Below are 18,651 nucleotides of genomic sequence, written 5' to 3' on the forward strand. Positions count from 1 at the left end.
TCAAAATATTTTTTTAAACCAACCTTCATTTTGTAGTTTTGCGACATCTCATAAGGGGTGCTTTTTAGTTTGAAAATTATTTTTTTAACTCAAAAAGGCTGAGATTATACCCATGGAACCTAGAACAGGTAATGCTGTTTAGGGAGGCCGAGCTTAAAAGCGGTTTTAAATGTAAATTTGAAAAGATACAGCTAGCTGTCTTTTCGAGCGGAGTCGAGAAACAAAAATTCTTCAACTGCTTTTTTGCACAGGCAACAATTTAATTTTAATCAAACAACAGAATAATAACCCCTTTTATTCGTAAAAAACTATTTACGAATGAAGTTTTTATTCACATCTTTAATTTTTTTATGCGTAAGCGCTCAGCTATGTTTTGCACAAGAGTTTACGATTTCTGGGAAGTTTACCGACCAAGAAAATGTAGGAGTTCCAGGAGCGTCTGTATTATTGCAAAAAACCAATAACGGTACTCAAACTGATGCTTACGGAAATTATGAATTAACTGTTCCTGCAGGAAAGCAAACTTTGGTTTTTAGATTTTCTGCTCAAAATCCAATTACAAAAACTATAAATGTTACTCAAAACACGGTGCTCGATGTACAGATTTCGGAGGACGATGTTATGCTCGATGAGGTGTTGGTCTCTGCTATTCGTGTAACTACAGAGACACCTGTTACGTTTTCAAATCTTTCTGCGGAAGAAATTGCGCCTCGAAATTTAGGGCAAGACATTCCTGTTTTAATGAATTACCTTCCGTCGGTAGTTACAACTTCAGATGCTGGTGCTGGAGTAGGATACACAGGAATTCGTGTGCGTGGTAGTGATGCTACACGAGTGAATGTAACCATCAACGGAATTCCGTACAACGACTCAGAATCACACGGAAGTTTTTGGGTGAATATGCCCGATTTTGCATCTTCCGTAGAGAATCTGCAATTACAGCGTGGAGTTGGAACTTCTACCAACGGTGCGGGTGCATTTGGAGCGAGTTTAAACTTGTTAACCGATGCCGTGAATGAAGATCCGTATGCCGAAATTTCGGGTTCTGTAGGAAGTTTCGATACGCGAAAAGCAAACATAAAATTCAGCAGTGGCTTGTTAAACGACCATGTTGAAATATCTGGGCGTTTGTCACGAATTAAATCTGACGGTTATATCGACAGAGCTTCATCAGACTTAGAATCGTATTTTTTACAAGGTTCTTATGTAGATGACAATACGTTGATTAAAGCATTGGTTTTTGGCGGACACGAAATTACGTATCAATCTTGGAATGGTGTTGAAAATTGGCAAATAGAGCAATATGGACGCACTTTCAACAGTGCAGGTGCCATTTATGATACCGATGGAAATGTGGTTGATTATTACGATAATGAAGTTGACGATTACAAGCAAGACCATTTTCAGTTGCATTGGAATGAGCAATTAACTGCAAATTGGAATACAAATTTGGCTATTCATTACACACGTGGAAGAGGATTTTTTGAGCAGTACAGACAAGATGAAGATTTTTCAGATTATGGTTTAGCGCCCATAGAGGTTTCAGATGAAACGATACAATCGACTGATTTAATTCGTCGTAGATGGTTGAGCAATCATTTTTATGGAACTACTTTCTCGGCAACTTACGAAAATGAAACTATGGAGTTTATTGCTGGTGGAGCTTGGAATAAATACGAAGGCGACCATTTTGGAGAAATTATTTGGGCGAGATATGCTAGCGATAGCGAAATAAGAGACCGTTATTACGACGATACTTCTACTAAAACCGACTTTAATAGTTTTGCAAAACTGAATTATAAAGTAACCAACAATTTAAGTTTGTATGGAGATTTGCAATACCGACGAGTAACCTATGAGGCAAACGGAGAAGACACAGGTTTGGTGGATGATACTTTTAATTTTTTCAATCCGAAGGCGGGACTTACATATCGATTAAACGATGCTAATAATTTGTATGCTTCCTATGCCAGAGCCAATAGAGAACCCAACCGAAACGATTACGAAAGTGGAAGTCCAGAGCCAGAAACTCTAAACGATTTCGAATTGGGGTGGCGCTATGCTACGCCAACAACCAAAGTAAATGCCAATGTTTATTATATGCGTTATAAAAATCAACTGGTGTTAACGGGCGAATTAAACGATGTTGGTGCGCCTTTAAGAGAAAACGTGGGTGATAGCTACCGATTAGGACTCGAGGTTGATGCTACTTTTTTCTTTGCAGATAAGTTTTTGTTAAAGCCTAACTTTGCGTTGAGCACCAACAAAAACCTCGATTTTTACACGCAAATAGATGGCAATGTACAAGATTTAGGCGACACAAATATTTCGTATTCTCCAAATTTTGTAGCTGGAAATAACTTTACGTACTTACCATTCGATAACTTACAATTATCGTTTTTATCGAAGTTTGTTTCTGTGCAATATTTAGGAAATACCGATACTGAAAACTCTAAACTGGACAGCTATTTTGTAAACGATTTTAATGTGCAATACACTATCGAAACAAACAGTTTCTTTAAGCAAATAGTTTTAAGCGGATTGGTAAATAATATTTTTGATGCTGAATACAGTTCTAACGGATATTATTACACCTACGATGGAGAAAATAGTGATGGTTCGATAACCACTTACGACGGAACAGGATATTACCCGCAGGCTGGAATTAACTTTTTATTGGGTGCTACCATTACTTTTTAGAAGAAGTAAAACAGTTTAATTATTCTTGAAACAGCTAATTTTCGTAAATTATATTCTGTATTTTTGATGAAAATTAGCTATTGAAATTATATTCAAGCTTAAAAAAAACTGTTTTATGAAACATATCTTGTTTGTTTTTGCGCTTGCTTTTTTAGTGAGTTGTTCCGAGAAAAAAGAAAATACCGAAGTAAAAGAAGTAGCACAAACTGCCAGTAAAGAAGTTACCTCAGTAGAGGTAAACGATAGCTTACCAACAATTGGACTATTGGTGTATAAGCAAGTTTTAATGACTGAAGTTACCGCGCCAATGGATGTTTTTTCGAAACACACAGAAGCTGGAGAACAACTTTTTAATGTGGTAACAATTGCAGAAAGTTTGCAACCCGTAAAAACCGAAGAAGGATTAACCATTGTTCCTGATTTTACTTTTGAAACTGCGCCAAAACTCGATGTGCTTTTTGTACCGAGTGCTTACGATATGTGGACAGCTGTTCGTAATGAAGCGCTTGTAAATTTTATTGTTGAACGAAATAAGGAAACACAATACACGGTGAGTAATTGTGGTGGGGCACAACTTATTGGAAAAACAGGAATTGCCAAAGGAAAGAAAATTGTAACGTGGATTGGTGGAGGTGCACAACTTCAAAAAGATTATCCAGATTTATTAGTGCAAAACGATGAGGAAGTAAGTTTTGTTACCGATGGCAAGTTTTATTCGTCTAACGGAAACTTAGCGAGTTATATTTCTTCTCTAGAATTGTTGGAGAAAATGACAAGTGTAGAACAGCGAGAATTTGTAGAGTCGTATTTGTATTTGGACCGTTTGAAAAACTGGAATTTTTCTTCAGAAGAATAAAAAAAGTAATGATTATCGTTAATCTGTCATAATGAACAGTCACCTCGAGCGTAGTCGAGAGGTTGTTCGAATTAATAAGTTTTAAGGTGCTCGACCTGACATTTTATCTTGGTATGATACATTCTGGATATTGAAAAGAATCCTATAAAATAATAATTTCCTTTACGTTGATTTTAGTTTTAAGACTAAATTCACTGTAAAGGAAATTTGTTTTTTCAGCAGAAAAGAAAGCGATTGTACTTTCTTCTCAAGAGATATTTTTTTAATTAAAAATCCTCACTGTATTTCCATTTGCAGAAACACTATACTCTTGCAACGGATACGATTTTCCTTCTCCTTGAAAATCTACAATTAAATTTCCACCAGCCAATTCGTACAGGTAGCCCTCACAACTGCATTCGCAAGTAACATCAGAGAGTGTCATGGTAGAACACGATTCTATCGGATGGTTTGGGCAAGCTGCTTCCCATGCTCTATAACTCCCAGAAACATTCATCACAAAAACTCCTCTAAGTCCAACATTGGGTTGATTGATGTATGCAGTAGACCCAGGAACGGATAAGTTTGCATATTGAGGTAAGCTTAAATTGATGGTGTAATTAAAATTAGGTTCGGCAAGGTACGGGTTGTCGTACGATGCATCATCACTACTACAAGCAGTTAAACTTACTAAAGCCAATAAACAGTATACTAAGTATTTCATATGAGATTGTTTTAATTTGAAAGCCTTCATCTAAAAAAAGAAAAACGCAAAACTTTAAAAAATGTTATGCAATTTACAACAAATACTTTCAAGTTTAATTTTAGAAATGCGGATTAAATTTTACTGACGAGCGTTGTGTAAAATTTTGTATATTTGTGAGAATCCTCTTTGGACAAAGGGGATTTTTTGTATTTATAAATGATGAAGTTATGAGTAAAGTATCATATTACACAGAAGAAGGAATAAAGAAATTAAGAGCAGAATTAGAGCAATTAAAAAACGTAGAACGCCCAAAAGCGTCACAAGCAATAGCAGAAGCAAGAGACAAAGGAGATTTATCTGAAAACGCCGAATACGACGCCGCAAAAGAGGCGCAAGGCTTGTTGGAAATGCGAATTTCTAAATTAGAAGAAACTTTGGCAAATGCACGCGTTATCGACGAGTCGCAGTTGGATACCTCTAAAGTATTGGTTTTATCGAATGTAAAAATTAAAAACCAAGCTAACGGAATGCAAATGAATTATAAATTGGTAGCCGAAAGCGAAGCCGATTTAAAATCAGGGAAAATTTCGGTAAATTCTCCTATCGGAAAAGGACTTCTAGGAAAATCTGTTGGAGAAGTTGCCGAAGTGCAAGTGCCAAACGGAATTATAAAATTTGAAATTTTGGAGATTAGTCGCGACTAATTTGTGTAAATGGTTTTTTTAATATCTTTAACCAAGATTAATTAAACCAAAACCTATGCACAGAAGAAAATTTCTTCACAATACAATAGCAACAAGTGTTGGGGCTTCAGTATTTACTACTGGAGCCTTTGCTTTTTCAAAACCTACAAACTTGCAAAAACATCAGTTTCAGTTAAAGTATGCGCCGCATATTGGAATGTTTGAAAACCTTGCCGGAACCGATGTGATAGACCAATTAAACTTTATGGCCGACCAAGGGTTTACTGCCTTTGAAGACAACGAAATGCGTAATCGTCCTGTTTCTGAACAAAATGCGATGGCCAAAACTATGGAAAAAAGAGGTTTGACCATGGGTGTTTTTGTGGCTCATAAAATTTATTGGCAAGACCCAAATTTAACCAGTGGTGATGCAGCCTATAGAACTGAATTTTTAACCGATATTAAGAATGCTGTTGAAGTTGCAAAACGTGTAAACGCCAAATGGGTAACCGTTGTTCCGGGTTATGTTGATTTGCGTTTGGAGGAAGGTTACCAAACGGCAAATGTGGTTGAGTCGTTAAAGCAAGCAGCTGCTATTTTAGAACCTCACGGAATTGTAATGGTACTCGAGCCTTTAAATTTTAGAAATCATCCAGGGATGTTTTTACAAAAATCGGCGCATGCTTATGAAATTTGTAAAGCAGTTAACTCGCCATCTTGTAAAATTTTATTCGATGTGTATCATCAGCAAATTACAGAAGGGAATTTAATTCCGAATATAGAAGCTTCGTGGGATGAAATTGCTTATTTCCAAATGGGCGACAACCCTGGAAGAAACGAACCGACTACTGGAGAAATTAACTATAAAAACATCTTTAAGTACATCCATGAAAAAGGATTTACTGGAGTTTTAGGAATGGAACACGGAAACTCAAAAACAGGAAAAGAAGGGGAGTTGGCCGTGATTGAAGCCTACAAACAAATGGATGATTTTTAGCGTAACGGAAAACCTTTAGCAGCCCACCACGGATGGATTTCAATTTTTAGTCTGCCAGCCTTTACCATAGGGTCGGCATTGGCTAAACTATCGGCCATTTTTAAAGAGGGTACGTTGTAAATTGTAATTCCTCGAATATCGCCATCGTCTCCAAAAGGTCCAGAGATATCGGCATAACCTTGTTCATACATCTTGCCGAGATGTGCCAAATGTAATTTTTGGAGGCTGTCGGCTTCCGATTTTGATTGCGAACGGTTATCTCCACGTTTTAAAAAAGCAATAAAGTATTGTTGCATTAAGATAGTGTCGCCAGATTTTTCATCGATATAATCAAAAATCTGAAAACCATTTTCTGTAAGTTGCTTTTTGAGTTGTTGGGTAGAAATTGTTGTTTTTTCTTCGGAAGTAACTCCTTGCGTTGAAGCTTCATTATTACAAGCAATCAACAAACAAATAATAAAGGTGTATGTAAAAAGTTTCATAAGATGTATTTTTGAAGGTTACCAATCTTTAAAAGGTTTTATGCTTAGTTGAGAATTGTAATATGCGGGGTTTCCTGTAACTTCTTCGGCTAGCCACTTTGGTTTTTCGAAAGTTTCTTCTTCTGAAGATAATTCAACTTCAGCAATAATTAAACCTTGGTTGTCGCCAAAAAATTCATCGACTTCAAAAGTGTGTTTCCCCACAATCACTTCATATCGGTATTTGTCGATAATTCCTTTTTCACAGATGTTCAATAGTGATTCAGCTTCGTTGGTTGTAATTTCTTTTTCCCATTCAAATCTGCTGGTACCTGTCTCGTTGGAAATCCCTTTTACGGTTATATATCCCTTTTCACCTTTAATTCTTACGCGTACAGTACGCTCAGGGTCTTTGTTTAAAAAACCTTGTACGATGCGTTCTTTTTTTGAAGCTTCTTTTTTAAATTCATCCGAAGCAACCAAAAATTTACGTTCAATTTCTATCATTTTTTTCTGCTAAATCAATAATATCGTTGTTCTTAATTCTTCCAGAAGAAAAATTAGTATTTGCCAAATATACCATTGTTGTTGCTATTTTTTCAGGGTCAACCGATTGATATTTCTTTAAAGGGCCAACCATAATATAGTTGAGGGCTTTCATAATGATTTTAAAGAATTGCTCGCCTGCTCGTTTTTCTTTTCGGTTTCCACCAATTAAAGAAGGTTGTAAAATGTAAGTATTTGGAATGCCTGTTTTTAAAACATCGGCTTCCATTTTTCCTTTTATTTTGTTGTAAAATATATTGCTATTTGGGTTTGCTCCTAGTGCGGAAATAACCACAAAAGTGTCAATGCCGTTTACCTTACTTAATCTAGAAGCTGTAACAGGAATGCCGTAATCAATAGCTTTGTAGGTGTTTTGGTTGGGCGTTTTGGCTTTGGTGGTTCCTATGCAACAAAACACTTCATCAGCAAAGAAGTCTTTTTGATAACTTTCTAATTCGAACAAATCAATTAAATGTTCTTCTAGTTTTGGATGTTGGATGTTTACCGAATTCCGTGAAAACAATTTTATAGTAGCGTAACGCGAATCGTTTAACAATTGGTTTAAAAGGATGTTTCCCGTTAGACCAGTTGCGCCAAGGATAATAGCAGTTTTTTCTTTGTTCATGTTTTTAAAATCGGTTGATGGTATCAATACATTTATGTATAAAGTTACTCAATATTACACAATAGATGTATTTACTAATTAAATTTGTATATGGAAAAAAGCTTCCCTTTGCGTAAAATAATTCATGTTGATATGGACGCATTTTATGCTTCCGTAGAACAAATGGATAACCCAGAGTTAAAAGGGAAACCTATTGCTGTGGGCGGAAGCGAGCGGAGAGGAGTTGTTTCTGCAGCGAGTTATGAAGCACGAAAATTTGGTGTGCGAAGTGCCATGAGTGGTACACAAGCCAAACGCAATTGCCCAGAGCTTATTTTTGTGCGTCCGAGGTTTGACCGATACAAAGAGATTTCATTAAAAATTAGAAAGATATTTTTTGATTATACCGATTTGGTAGAACCGCTTTCGCTCGATGAGGCGTATTTGGATGTAACCGAAAATAAAAAAGGAAATCCGTCGGCTAGTAATATCGCAAAAGAAATACGGCAACGCATTTTTGATGAGGTAGGATTGACAGCCTCCGCAGGAATTTCTATCAATAAGTTTGTTGCTAAAGTAGCGAGTGATTATAACAAACCTAACGGACAAAAAACAGTTGAACCCGATGCTGTAATTCCGTTTTTGGAAGCCTTAGAAATAAGGAAGTTTTACGGCGTAGGGAAAGTAACAACCCAAAAAATGTATTCGTTGGGGATTTTTACAGGAAAAGACTTAAAAGAAAAATCGGTTGAGTTTTTAACCGAGCATTTTGGTAAAAGTGGTGCTTTTTATTATCAAGTAGTTCGAGGCATTCATTTAAGTGCTGTAAAACCAAATAGAATTCCGAAATCGGTTGGTGCCGAACGTACATTCGCAGACAACCTCAGTAGCGAAATTTTTATGCTAGAACGATTGGAAAGTATTGCAAATGAGCTAGAAAGGCGACTCAAAAAAAATAAAATTGCAGGAAAAACAGTCACTTTAAAAATAAAATATAGCGATTTTAAACTACAGACTCGCAGTAAAACATTGGACTATTTTATTGCTGATAAAAGTTTGATTTTAGAAACTTCCAAAGAATTACTTTATCAAGAATCTTTAGAAAATTCGGTGCGTTTATTGGGGATTTCCTTGGCAAATTTAAACACCGAGAAAAAGAAAGAAATTACCAATATCCCAAAAACAGTTTCTGTGCAATTGAAATTCGATTTTTAAACAGCCTATATTTCTTCAAGTGTAAGTTCGAAAATTTTCTATTTATTTAAGTCTGCCTAACAATTACATAACATTGATAATCAGTGTTAAAAAAGAAATAGATGTTATTTTTGTGAGAGATAACCCATCAAAAATAATATATGAAAAGATTTCTACTTTCTTTATCCATTGCGTTTTGTTCATGCTACACTTTCGCGCAAAGTGTGTTTATAAATGAAATTCATTACGACAATGCAGGCACCGATGTAAACGAAAGCATCGAAATTGCAGGCCCTGCTGGTACCGACCTTTCAACTTACAACATTGTGTTGTACAACGGTTCTAACGGTACACCTTATAACACCTTAACGATAAATACCACAATTGCCGATTTGAGTAATGGTTTTGGCGTTGCTCATATTTCGTTACCAGCTAACGGATTGCAAAACGGAAGTCCAGATGGAATTGCGCTTGTTGATGCAAGCGGAACGGTTGTTCAGTTTTTAAGTTACGAAGGAACTTTAACTGCAACAAGTGGTCCCGCTAGCGGAATGTTGAGTGAAGATATTGGAATTGCACAAACCAGCAGCACGCCTGAAGGAACTTCTTTAGGGTTGGTAGGAACTGGCACTGATTATACTGCGTTTTCATGGGAAGTTCAAGAGTCAGCTACCTTTGGAAGTATCAATACAAATCAAATTTTTGGTTCGGTTACCATCGCGCCTGTTATTAATGAGTTTGTGTTTAATCACACGGGTACAGATTCAAACGAGTTTGTCGAAATTTTTGCAACTCCTGAAACCGATTTATCATCGTATTGGCTGATTGAAATTGAAGGCGACGCTTCTTCTTCCGTAGGAACAATTGATGGCGCATTTCAATTAGGAACAACAAATGCTGAAGGATTTTATACAACCGAATTTTTCTCTAATGAATTTGAAAACGGAACTGTAAGTTTACTTTTGGTAGAAGACTTTACAGGTGCCGTAGGTGATGTTGTAGATACCAATGCCGATGGCGTATTCGATACAACTCCATGGACTGCCATTGTTGATGCTGTTGCGGTGGTTGATACCGAAACTGGCGATGTTGCTTATGCTGAAGTAGTTTTAAATCCGTCTTTTGATGGAAGTACTTTTACCGTTGGTGGTGCTTCTAGAATTCCGAATGGAATGGATACCGATACAACTTCAGATTGGGTTCGAAATAGTTTTAATGGAGAAGGATTACCAAATTTCCCAGATGCCACTTCCGAAGAAGGAGAAGCATTAAATACACCAAATACTACCAATGAAGTGTTCTCAGGAAATAACGGAGGCACAGATGCTGTTGTGCTAATTAATGAAATCGATGCAGATACTGAAGGTACCGATACAGCCGAATTTATTGAATTGTATGATGGAGGTGTTGGAAACACCGCACTTGACGGATTTACCCTTGTTTTGTATAACGGTTCAAACAATTTGAGCTACCAAGCGTATGATTTGGATGGCTATTCAACCGATGCAAACGGATATTTTGTTTTAGGAAACGAAGGAGTTTCTAATGTTTCTATAGTTTTTGCTGGAAACGGATTGCAAAATGGAGCCGATGCAGTTGCACTTTACCAAGCTGAAGCAACCGATTTTCCGAACGGAACAGAAGTAACTACCAACAGTCTAGTTGATGCTATTGTGTACGATACAAACGATAGTGATGATGCCGAATTACTTGTGTTACTAAACGATGGGCAACCTCAAATAAATGAAGATTTTAATAGCAACAAAGACTTCCATTCGTTACAGCGCTATACCAATGGGAGTGGGGGGCTAAGAAATACGGAAACATATGTTACGGCTATTCCAACGCCTGGAGCTAGCAACACCAATGCAACGGAACAAATCAATTTAATTATAAACGAAATTGACGCAGATACCCCAGGTACTGATGTTGCCGAATTTATAGAACTTTATGATGGTGGCGTTGGAAATGTTGCCCTTGACGGATTTTTGTTGGTGCTTTACAACGGAAACGGAGATACAGTTTATAACACTTATGATTTAAGCGGATATACAACCAATGCGGAAGGATATTTTGTTTTAGGAAATGAAGGTGTTACCAATGTTTCTTATGTGATAGGCAGTAACAGCATTCAAAATGGAGCGGATGCAATTGCGCTTTATCAGGGGGTTGCAACCGATTTTCCAAATGGAACAACACTTACTACAAATGGCTTAATCGATGCCATAGTGTACGATACAAATGACGACGATGACACGGAACTTTTAGCATTGTTAAATGCAGGGGAACCTCAGGTAAATGAAGATGCCGAAGGCGATAAAGACAATCATTCACTGCAACGTATTCCAAATGGTGGTGGCGGACTTTTAAATACGAGTGCGTATGTTGCAAAAACTCCAACACCGGGGGTAGAAAACGAAGGGACTGTAATTGTTGTTCCTACGGATATTATTCCAATTGCCGAAGCTAGAGCACTTCCAGACGGTACAACAGTAACCATTACAGGGGTTTTGACGGTGTCTGATAATTTTGCAGGTCCTGCATATCTTCAAGATAACACTGGAGGAATTGCTATTTTTGATGAACAAATTCACGGAGGGAACTTTGCTATCGGAGATTCAATAACCGTAACTGCTAGTCGCTCGTCATTCAACAATCAAATTCAATTAGGAAGTGTTTCTTCCGTAGCAAATAACGGACTACCAACACAACCTATTCAACCAAAAGAAATTACTATTGCTGAATTGGCAAATTATCGTGGGCAACTGGTTAAAATTGTAGATGCTACTTTTCCAGCTCCTGGAAGTTTACTTTTTGGAGATTCAAACGTGAATATTACCGATGCTTCTGGAACAGGAGAATTGCGAATTGATAAAGATGTAGCAGATTTATCTGGATTGGTACAACCAGAGCATTGTGAAATTGTTGGTGTTGTAGGAACTTTTAACGAGTTTGCACAGTTGTTACCACGAATGAAAACAGACTTTCCATGTGCTACACCTTTTGACCCAAGTAACGGAATTGATATTCCGAAGGAAGAAACCTTAGATATTGTAACTTGGAATATCGAATGGTTTGGCGATGAAGGAAATTCGCCAGCTTCTAGTTATCCAAATTCAGATGCGGTACAAAAAGATAGCGTTGTAACCATCATGAAAAAGTTGAACGCCGATATTTATACGGTGGTAGAAATTTCGGACGATGCCCTTTTTGCACAAGCAGTGAGTGAACTCGATGGCTATGATTTTGTATTGTCCGACGCTACTTCGTATCCAAATGATTCTGGCACCAAACAAAAAGTAGGATTTGTTTATAAAACCGCTACGGTTACGCCAAAGAAAACACAGGCGTTATTGCAAAGTATTCATCCGTATTACAACGGTGGAGATACTTCTTATTTAACCGATTATCCTTCTGAAGCAGACCGTTTTTATGCAAGTGGAAGACTCCCTTTTTTAATGACTGCCGATGTAAACATCAATGGCGCTTCCGAAGAAATTAATATCGTAGCATTGCATGCACGTGCAAATAGTAGTAGCGATGCGCAGTTGCGATATGAAATGCGTAAGTACGACATAGAAGTTTTAAAAGATTCGTTGGATGTTATGTTTCCTGAAGCCAATCTTATTTTGGCGGGTGACTATAACGATGATTTAGATGAAACTGTTGCAGACGGAATTAATACGACTGTTTCTTCATTTGAAGCATTTATAAATGACCCTGAAGAATATTTCTTGGCAACTCTATCTTTGAGTGAAGCAGGATATCGTTCGTATGCTTTTAGAGAAAACATGATTGACCATATCTCACTCTCCAATGAACTTCAGGATAATTTTATAGAAAATTCAGCAACAGTACACTACGAATTTTACGACAGCGATTATACCAGTACAGTTTCCGACCATTTCCCAGTTTCTATTCGATTGATGTTTGAAAATGTGGCTCCGCTAGTTGTTGAAAATTTAGAGTTCACCAACAGTACGTGTTCCGAAGCAGACAACGGAACAGCTTCTATCGAAATAAGCGGAGGTGTTGCTCCTTACGAGTATTTGTGGAGTAATGGCGAAACTACGCAAAGTGTTTCCGATTTAATTCCTGGAGATTATGATGTGGTGGTAAATGATGCTAAAGGAAATTCTATTACTGAATATTTTACGATTACTGAACCTGAAGCAATCACTGTTGATATGCCTACAATTGAAAAAATATATGTGGGATATGGTGATGTGAATTCAGTAACAATTACTCCTGAAAACATCTCTGGAGGAACAGCATCGTACACCTACGAATGGAGTAATGGAGAAACAACTCAGTCGATAACAGTTGCTCCTGAAGAAACCACTACTTACACTTTAACGGTAACCGACACAAATGGTTGTTCGCAAACCGAAAGTGTTACCGTTGAGGTAGAAGATGTAAGTTGCGGTAATAACCCATGGATAGAAAAAGTAGCTATTTGTTATAGAGGTCGTTCGTTATGTGTTTCAAAATACACAGTTCCACATTTATTGAAGCTTGGAGCGGTACTAGGTAGTTGTTCAGAAACACCAAACGAAATTTCGATTGCGAGTGTGTATTTAGTGCCAAATCCTGTTCGTTATGCAGCCGGACTTGTAATAAACAGTCATAATTCAACAAAGCTTGAAGTGCAAGTGTACGACATAAACGGGCAACTTAAACAGCACATTAAAAATGTAAAAGTTAATGTTGGTTATAATTTAAAAACCATCAATTTTTCTAGACTTTCCAGAGGAATTTACATTCTGAAAGTTTTAGAAAACGGACAAGAAGTTAAAGACATCCGAATGGTTAAGAAGTAGCTCAACAAACATTGATATACTTTAGAGGCTCTTTAAAATTTTATTAAAGAGCCTCTTTTTTTTAATTGTAAATAGATTTTTATTTTTACTCCCGTATCTTTGGAGCTAAATTTTAATTCACAGTTTTTTGAAGTCAATTATTTACATAGCCATATTTTTAGGAGGTCTTTTTTTTACTAGTTGCGGGAGCGATGCTAGTCAAGACGGAAATGTTACTTCCGAAGAAGAAAAAGAATTGACGTATAGTGAATTGCCTGCAATTGTCCCGATTAGTCAAGAGAAATTGACAGAGATAAACAAGTGGAAAAAATTTAAGGAATTAAGTGTTTTGATGGAGAAGTTTCAAAATCAGCAAACAGGCGACCTTACTTATTTTGCTGAAGAATTTATCCGTTTGGACACCGATATTGCGAAAGATTCTTTATTTCCTGCAAAGTTTAATTCTCCAGATGTTAAAAGCCGTTTGGTAGTTTTTAAAACCTTCAGTCATCAGTTAAAAACTCGATTAGAAGAAAATGCTCCTGTAGATTCAATTAATGTTTCGCGCGCAAAAATTTTAACGACTTACAATGCACTTCGTCAGCAATTATCAGAAGCATTAAAAAGTAAAATTTATCAAGATTTTATAAAAGAAAAAAATTGAATATCCGTAATGTATCATACCAAGATTAAAATGTCAGGTCGAGCGTAGTCGAGACCTTATTTAAAGTTGTTAAGCTAAATAACCTCTCGACTGCGTTCGAGGTGACAGTATGTTATGACAGATTGCGGACAATTATAAAAAAAATAGTCGTTGCTACATTATCATGACATTTTTCTTAAAGAATTGTTAATTTGTAGTGGTGCCCACATTCAGCTTCACAATTTATTCTAAATTGCATAGATTCATAACAAACTAATTAATTTAAAGTATCTGAGTCTTATTTTGAGCCCTCGCGAAGGTTGGATTTTCATGATATTTTAAAACCATTAAAACAGTAAAAAGTAAACAAATGAAATTAACTTTACGTCAGCCTATAGTTTATGGGCTTGCTTCAGTTGCAATACTTGCATCTTGCAAAACTGAGCCTAAAAAGGATGTTGCTGAGGTTGTTGAGACCCCAGGAATCAACCTAGAATACATGGACACAACAGTGAGTCCGAAGAACGATTTCTTCCGATTTGTAAACGGAAAATGGTTGGATGAAACCGAAATTCCAGCCGACAAAACCACGTGGGGAAGTTTTAACGAACTTAGAGAAAACACCGACGACGATGCGCTTGCAATTTTAAATGCAGCAAAAAACAACCCAAATTTGGATAAAGGTTCGGATCAAGCCAAAGCGGTTCGTATGTTCGAATCTATCATGGATACAGTTGCTAGAAACGAGCAAGGTGTTGCGCCTTTAAAACCATACCTTGAAAAAATTGATGCGATTAATAACATCAAAGATTTACAAGCTTATCTTACAGAAATGACTCCTTTTATGGGAGCTACTTTCTTTAGATTTGGTGTTGGTGCCGATTCAAAAGATAGTAACAAAAATGTTGCTGCTTTAGGTTCTGGTAGATTAGGACTTCCAGATAGAGATTATTATATCGAAGATGATGCCGATTCAAAAGAAATCCGCGAGAAATATGTAGCGCACGTTACACGTATGCTTCAATTTGTTGGTTATTCTGAAGAAGAAGCTGCAGCACAAGCTTCGGCAATTTTAGCTTTAGAAACAAAACTTGCAGAGACGATGTTAGACAAAGTTCAACGTCGTGATCCAAACACTACGTACAACCCAACAGCTGTAAACGATTTACAAAAAATGGTTCCATCATTCGATTGGAAAGCATATTTTAAAGCTATTGGAGCTGCTACTGTAGATACAATTGATATCAGTCAAGTTGCTTACACAAAATCGTTGGAAAATGTTTTTAAATCTGAAGACATTAACACGCTAAAAGCTTATTTACGTTGGGCATTAGTAAATAGTGCTGCAGGTAGACTTTCGCAAGAAATGGACAGAGCCGATTGGGAGTTTTATAGCAAAGAATTGCGTGGAGCTAAGGAGCAAGAGCCTTTAGCAAAAAGAGCGTTGCAAACTGTAAACTGGTCGGTTGGAGAAGCTTTAGGGAAACTTTATGTAGACGAAAAATTCCCGCCAGAAGCAAAAGCACAAGCAAAAGAAATGATTGCTAATGTGATTAAAGCATACGAAATTCGTATCAATGCATTGCCTTGGATGGATGCTGAAACGAAGAAAAAAGCAATCGAGAAATTAGACAAAACTACAATTAAAGTTGGATATCCAGATAAGTGGAAAGATTACAGTTCTTTAGATATTAAGACTGTTGCAGATGGAGGTTCTTACTTCCAAAATACATTAAATGTTTCTAGATGGGATTTTGCTGAAACTATCGATAAACTTGGAAAACCAGTTGATAAATCGGAGTGGTATATGTCGCCACAAACAGTAAACGCATATTACAACCCTTCATATAACGAGATTGTTTTCCCAGCGGCTATTTTACAACCACCATTTTTCAACTTTAAAGCAGATGCTGCTGTTAATTACGGTGGAATTGGAGCTGTTATCGGACATGAAATTTCTCATGGATTTGACGATAGTGGAGCAGACTTTGATGCTGATGGAAATTTAGTAAACTGGTGGACAGAAAAAGATCTTACACAATTTAATGCACTTGGAGATTCACTTGCTGCTCAATACAGCAGAATTGAAGTATTACCAGAAGTGTTTATCAACGGGAAGTTTACTTTAGGTGAAAATATCGGAGATTTAGGTGGTGTAAACGCTGCTTACGACGGTTTACAAATGCACTTAAAAGAGCACGGAAACCCAGGAGAAATAGATGGATTTACTCCAGAGCAACGTTTCTTTATGTCTTGGGCAACGGTTTGGAGAACAAAAATGCGTGATGAAGCGCTTAAAAACCGTATCAAAACCGATCCGCACTCTCCAGGAATGTACAGAGCTACACAGCCACTTTTAAATATCGATGCTTTTTATGATGCATTCGATATCAAAGAAGGAGACGAAATGTACCTTACTCCTGAAGAAAGAATTAAAATTTGGTAATTCTTTTTAAAAAGAAAAAGATATAAAAAGAGCGCTATATAGCGCTCTTTTTTATTTTGAGAAGTATTGACCTTATTAAAGCTAATTATTTCAACCAAGCTTCTCGATGTTTCTTTACTTTTCTTTTTGCTTTTTTGTCCAAAGAAATAGTATAAGTTGGGTCGCTGGTAAGGGTGAGCTTTGTTTCTTTTTCAACTCCAAAACGGCTGTAGGTTATACTAATCGTTTCGCCTACTTTTTTGTCAGTAATAAGAGATGCTAAAGTATCATTATTATCAACCTTTTTCCCGTCGATAGTTAAAATTGTATCTCCAACATCCAGACCTGCAGTGTAAGCTGGACTTCCTTTTTTTACATTTCTTGTAATTACTTGTTGGCTATTTGTATAAAAACCAGTGTAAGGTTTTTTATCATCTTGTGAGAATTCAAAACCTACACTTTCAAATAATTCGGTGTAGTTTGGCATTTTACTTTTGTAGATGTAATTGTTGAAAAACGTATCTGCAAAAGGCTTTCCGGCGTACAAACTCAAATTAAAATGAAGGTCGTCTATAGTATAAGGCGTTTCTTCTTTTCCGTTGGCTTCCCACATTTTCTTCATAAAATCGTCGAGGTTTAGTCCATTTTGACGAAGCGATAAATCGAGCGCTAAGCCTAAAACACTTCCGTAGGAGTAATAAGAAATAAAAGTGTTTTCACGATTTACAGGGTCAACCGAAGTAGCAGCATCTACAAATGGAGCCTGGTAGCTCATTTCGATAGGATTGAAATACTGTCGAGCAGGAGAATTCCACACATAATTAAAAGTGCCGTTCAAGCTTTTTGCATATTCTTCTGGCGTAATAACACCCGCTCTGCATAAAATAAGATTGGTGTAGTAGCTGGTAAAACCTTCGGCAAACCAAAGCGCTCCTGTCATATTTGCTTTTGAAAAATCAAAAGGCTCAAGTGCTTTTGGACGGAGACGCTCTACATTCCAAGCATGAAAAAACTCGTGAGATACTGTTCCGATATTGTTTTTCATTCCGCCATTGGCAAGTCCTTCGGTATCGGTAAGAATAGTAGAGTTTCGGTGCTCCATTCCGTCGCCACTAGCATTTTCAACATAGCAGGCTAAAAAAGTATATTTTCCAAAATCGAAGTCTGGAAGTTCTCCAAAAACGTCTTTTTCAGCTAAAACAATACGTTTTACCTTTTCAAAATATTGATCAAACAATTCGTCTGAAGCCGTATCGTGCAATACAAATTCGATGGTGTAATCTTTTCCGTTTGAATTTACAGTGAAAGTTCGCTTTTTAAAATCGCTTATTTCGGTAGGACTGTCAAAAAAGTATTGAAAATTGGGAGCCGAAAAGTTATTATTTCCTTCATCTTTTAGCTGAGTGGCAACTTTCCAATTAAGGTCTTTACGCACGTTAAAACTTACTTCAACAGGAAAATCAAACATTTCTTTTGCATACATAAAAGTAGCTGGCATATTTAAATGCGCATGCGATTCGTCAATTTGGCTATACGTTCCATCCGCGCGATTTCCGAACAAGGTATAACTCACTTTTGTAGCTCCTTTCGGATTGGCAATAATCCATTCGTACGGATTTTTCCGAACAATTTTTAACGTATCGCCACTTTCACTCACAGCCGAAACTCCATACACATTTTTAGCAAATTCGTGTAAAGCATATCGCCCAGGAGAACTTCGACTCATACGCACATGGAGAGAATCGCTCGATGTTTTTGGGAATGTTACATTTACAGTTGCTTCGTGGTGAACAGCATTTTCAAATGAAATGGAATAATTTACTGGAGTTTGCGCTTTTGCAGTAAAAAAAAGCATCATAAAACTACCAATGCAAGCTACTTTTTTCAAGGTTTTTGGATTTAATGAATATTTGTTTTGTTGAAGCGACAAGATACCAATTTTAATTTTTTGAGTAGAATCTGTATTTGTGATTTATTTTCTTTTCTGCGGAAGTGTTTGTGGCAACTTGTACGATTGTGTAATTTTACTCGATAATCGAGATTTAATTGTTCTGAGAC

Annotated in this window: 13 protein-coding genes; 8 read left to right on the forward strand and 5 right to left on the reverse strand. The window is 36.8% G+C overall.

Features of this window, described 5'->3' with window-relative positions; translation table 11 throughout:
* The first annotated feature begins 318 nt into the window (after nucleotides 1–318).
* The gene (locus JMA43_RS12075) at nucleotides 319–2,700 is read left to right on the forward strand and encodes a TonB-dependent receptor (RefSeq protein WP_342156884.1); all 2,382 of its coding nucleotides are present in this window, start codon (nucleotides 319–321) and stop codon (nucleotides 2,698–2,700) included.
* A 115-nt stretch (nucleotides 2,701–2,815) separates the two neighbouring features.
* Nucleotides 2,816–3,556 carry a DJ-1/PfpI family protein gene (locus JMA43_RS12080; RefSeq protein WP_342156885.1) on the forward strand — a complete coding sequence of 247 codons (741 nt, stop codon included), beginning with the start codon at nucleotides 2,816–2,818 and terminating at the stop codon, nucleotides 3,554–3,556.
* Between the two features lie 262 nt (nucleotides 3,557–3,818).
* On the opposite strand, the gene JMA43_RS12085 is transcribed toward JMA43_RS12080, so the two are convergent.
* Entirely contained in the window at nucleotides 3,819–4,259 is a 441-nt protein-coding gene (locus JMA43_RS12085) for a hypothetical protein (RefSeq protein WP_342156886.1), read from the reverse strand.
* A gap of 209 nt (nucleotides 4,260–4,468) precedes the next feature.
* On the opposite strand from JMA43_RS12085, the gene greA reads away from it, so the two are divergent.
* Complete coding sequence (greA, locus tag JMA43_RS12090) at nucleotides 4,469–4,945, forward strand: transcription elongation factor GreA (protein ID WP_342156887.1); 477 nt, start codon at nucleotides 4,469–4,471, stop codon at nucleotides 4,943–4,945.
* Nucleotides 4,946–5,000: 55 nt separating this feature from the next.
* Nucleotides 5,001–5,921 (forward strand): hydroxypyruvate isomerase family protein, encoded by a 921-nt coding sequence (locus tag JMA43_RS12095; protein WP_342156888.1) that lies wholly within the window; start codon nucleotides 5,001–5,003, stop codon nucleotides 5,919–5,921.
* Here JMA43_RS12095 and JMA43_RS12100 read toward each other — a convergent pair.
* From JMA43_RS12100 to JMA43_RS12110, 3 genes are read right to left on the reverse strand one after another with little or no spacing between them, the layout of a single operon-like run.
* A complete protein-coding gene (locus tag JMA43_RS12100; RefSeq protein ID WP_342156889.1) occupies nucleotides 5,918–6,403 on the reverse strand; it encodes a YciI family protein in 486 nt (161 codons plus the stop codon). The two genes, JMA43_RS12095 and JMA43_RS12100, sit on opposite strands and share 4 nt — an antisense overlap.
* A gap of 18 nt (nucleotides 6,404–6,421) precedes the next feature.
* On the reverse strand, nucleotides 6,422–6,889 hold the full coding sequence (locus tag JMA43_RS12105; protein ID WP_342156890.1) for a CYTH domain-containing protein: 468 nt from the start codon (nucleotides 6,887–6,889) through the stop codon (nucleotides 6,422–6,424).
* A complete protein-coding gene (locus JMA43_RS12110; RefSeq protein ID WP_342156891.1) occupies nucleotides 6,876–7,553 on the reverse strand; it encodes an NAD(P)H-binding protein in 678 nt (225 codons plus the stop codon). The genes JMA43_RS12105 and JMA43_RS12110 overlap by 14 nt, the downstream gene beginning before the upstream one ends.
* 90 nt (nucleotides 7,554–7,643) lie before the next feature.
* Here JMA43_RS12110 and dinB point away from each other — a divergent pair, with 90 nt between their 5' ends.
* From dinB to JMA43_RS12130, 4 genes are all read left to right on the forward strand, one after another.
* Nucleotides 7,644–8,747 (forward strand): DNA polymerase IV, encoded by a 1,104-nt coding sequence (gene dinB, locus JMA43_RS12115; RefSeq protein WP_342156892.1) that lies wholly within the window; start codon nucleotides 7,644–7,646, stop codon nucleotides 8,745–8,747.
* Between the two features lie 140 nt (nucleotides 8,748–8,887).
* Nucleotides 8,888–13,546, forward strand: coding sequence for a T9SS type A sorting domain-containing protein (locus JMA43_RS12120; RefSeq protein WP_342156893.1), 4,659 nt, complete (start codon nucleotides 8,888–8,890; stop codon nucleotides 13,544–13,546).
* Nucleotides 13,547–13,673: 127 nt separating this feature from the next.
* Complete coding sequence (locus tag JMA43_RS12125) at nucleotides 13,674–14,189, forward strand: hypothetical protein (protein WP_342156894.1); 516 nt, start codon at nucleotides 13,674–13,676, stop codon at nucleotides 14,187–14,189.
* 349 nt (nucleotides 14,190–14,538) lie between these two features.
* A complete protein-coding gene (locus tag JMA43_RS12130) occupies nucleotides 14,539–16,614 on the forward strand; it encodes a M13 family metallopeptidase (protein WP_342156895.1) in 2,076 nt (691 codons plus the stop codon).
* 85 nt (nucleotides 16,615–16,699) lie between these two features.
* Here JMA43_RS12130 and JMA43_RS12135 read toward each other — a convergent pair whose 3' ends face one another.
* Complete coding sequence (locus JMA43_RS12135) at nucleotides 16,700–18,481, reverse strand: M61 family metallopeptidase (protein WP_446719408.1); 1,782 nt, start codon at nucleotides 18,479–18,481, stop codon at nucleotides 16,700–16,702.
* Nucleotides 18,482–18,651: the final 170 nt, after the last annotated feature.

It is taken from the genome of Joostella sp. CR20 (assembly GCF_038433465.1).
Taxonomy (GTDB): Bacteria; Bacteroidota; Bacteroidia; order Flavobacteriales; family Flavobacteriaceae; genus Galbibacter.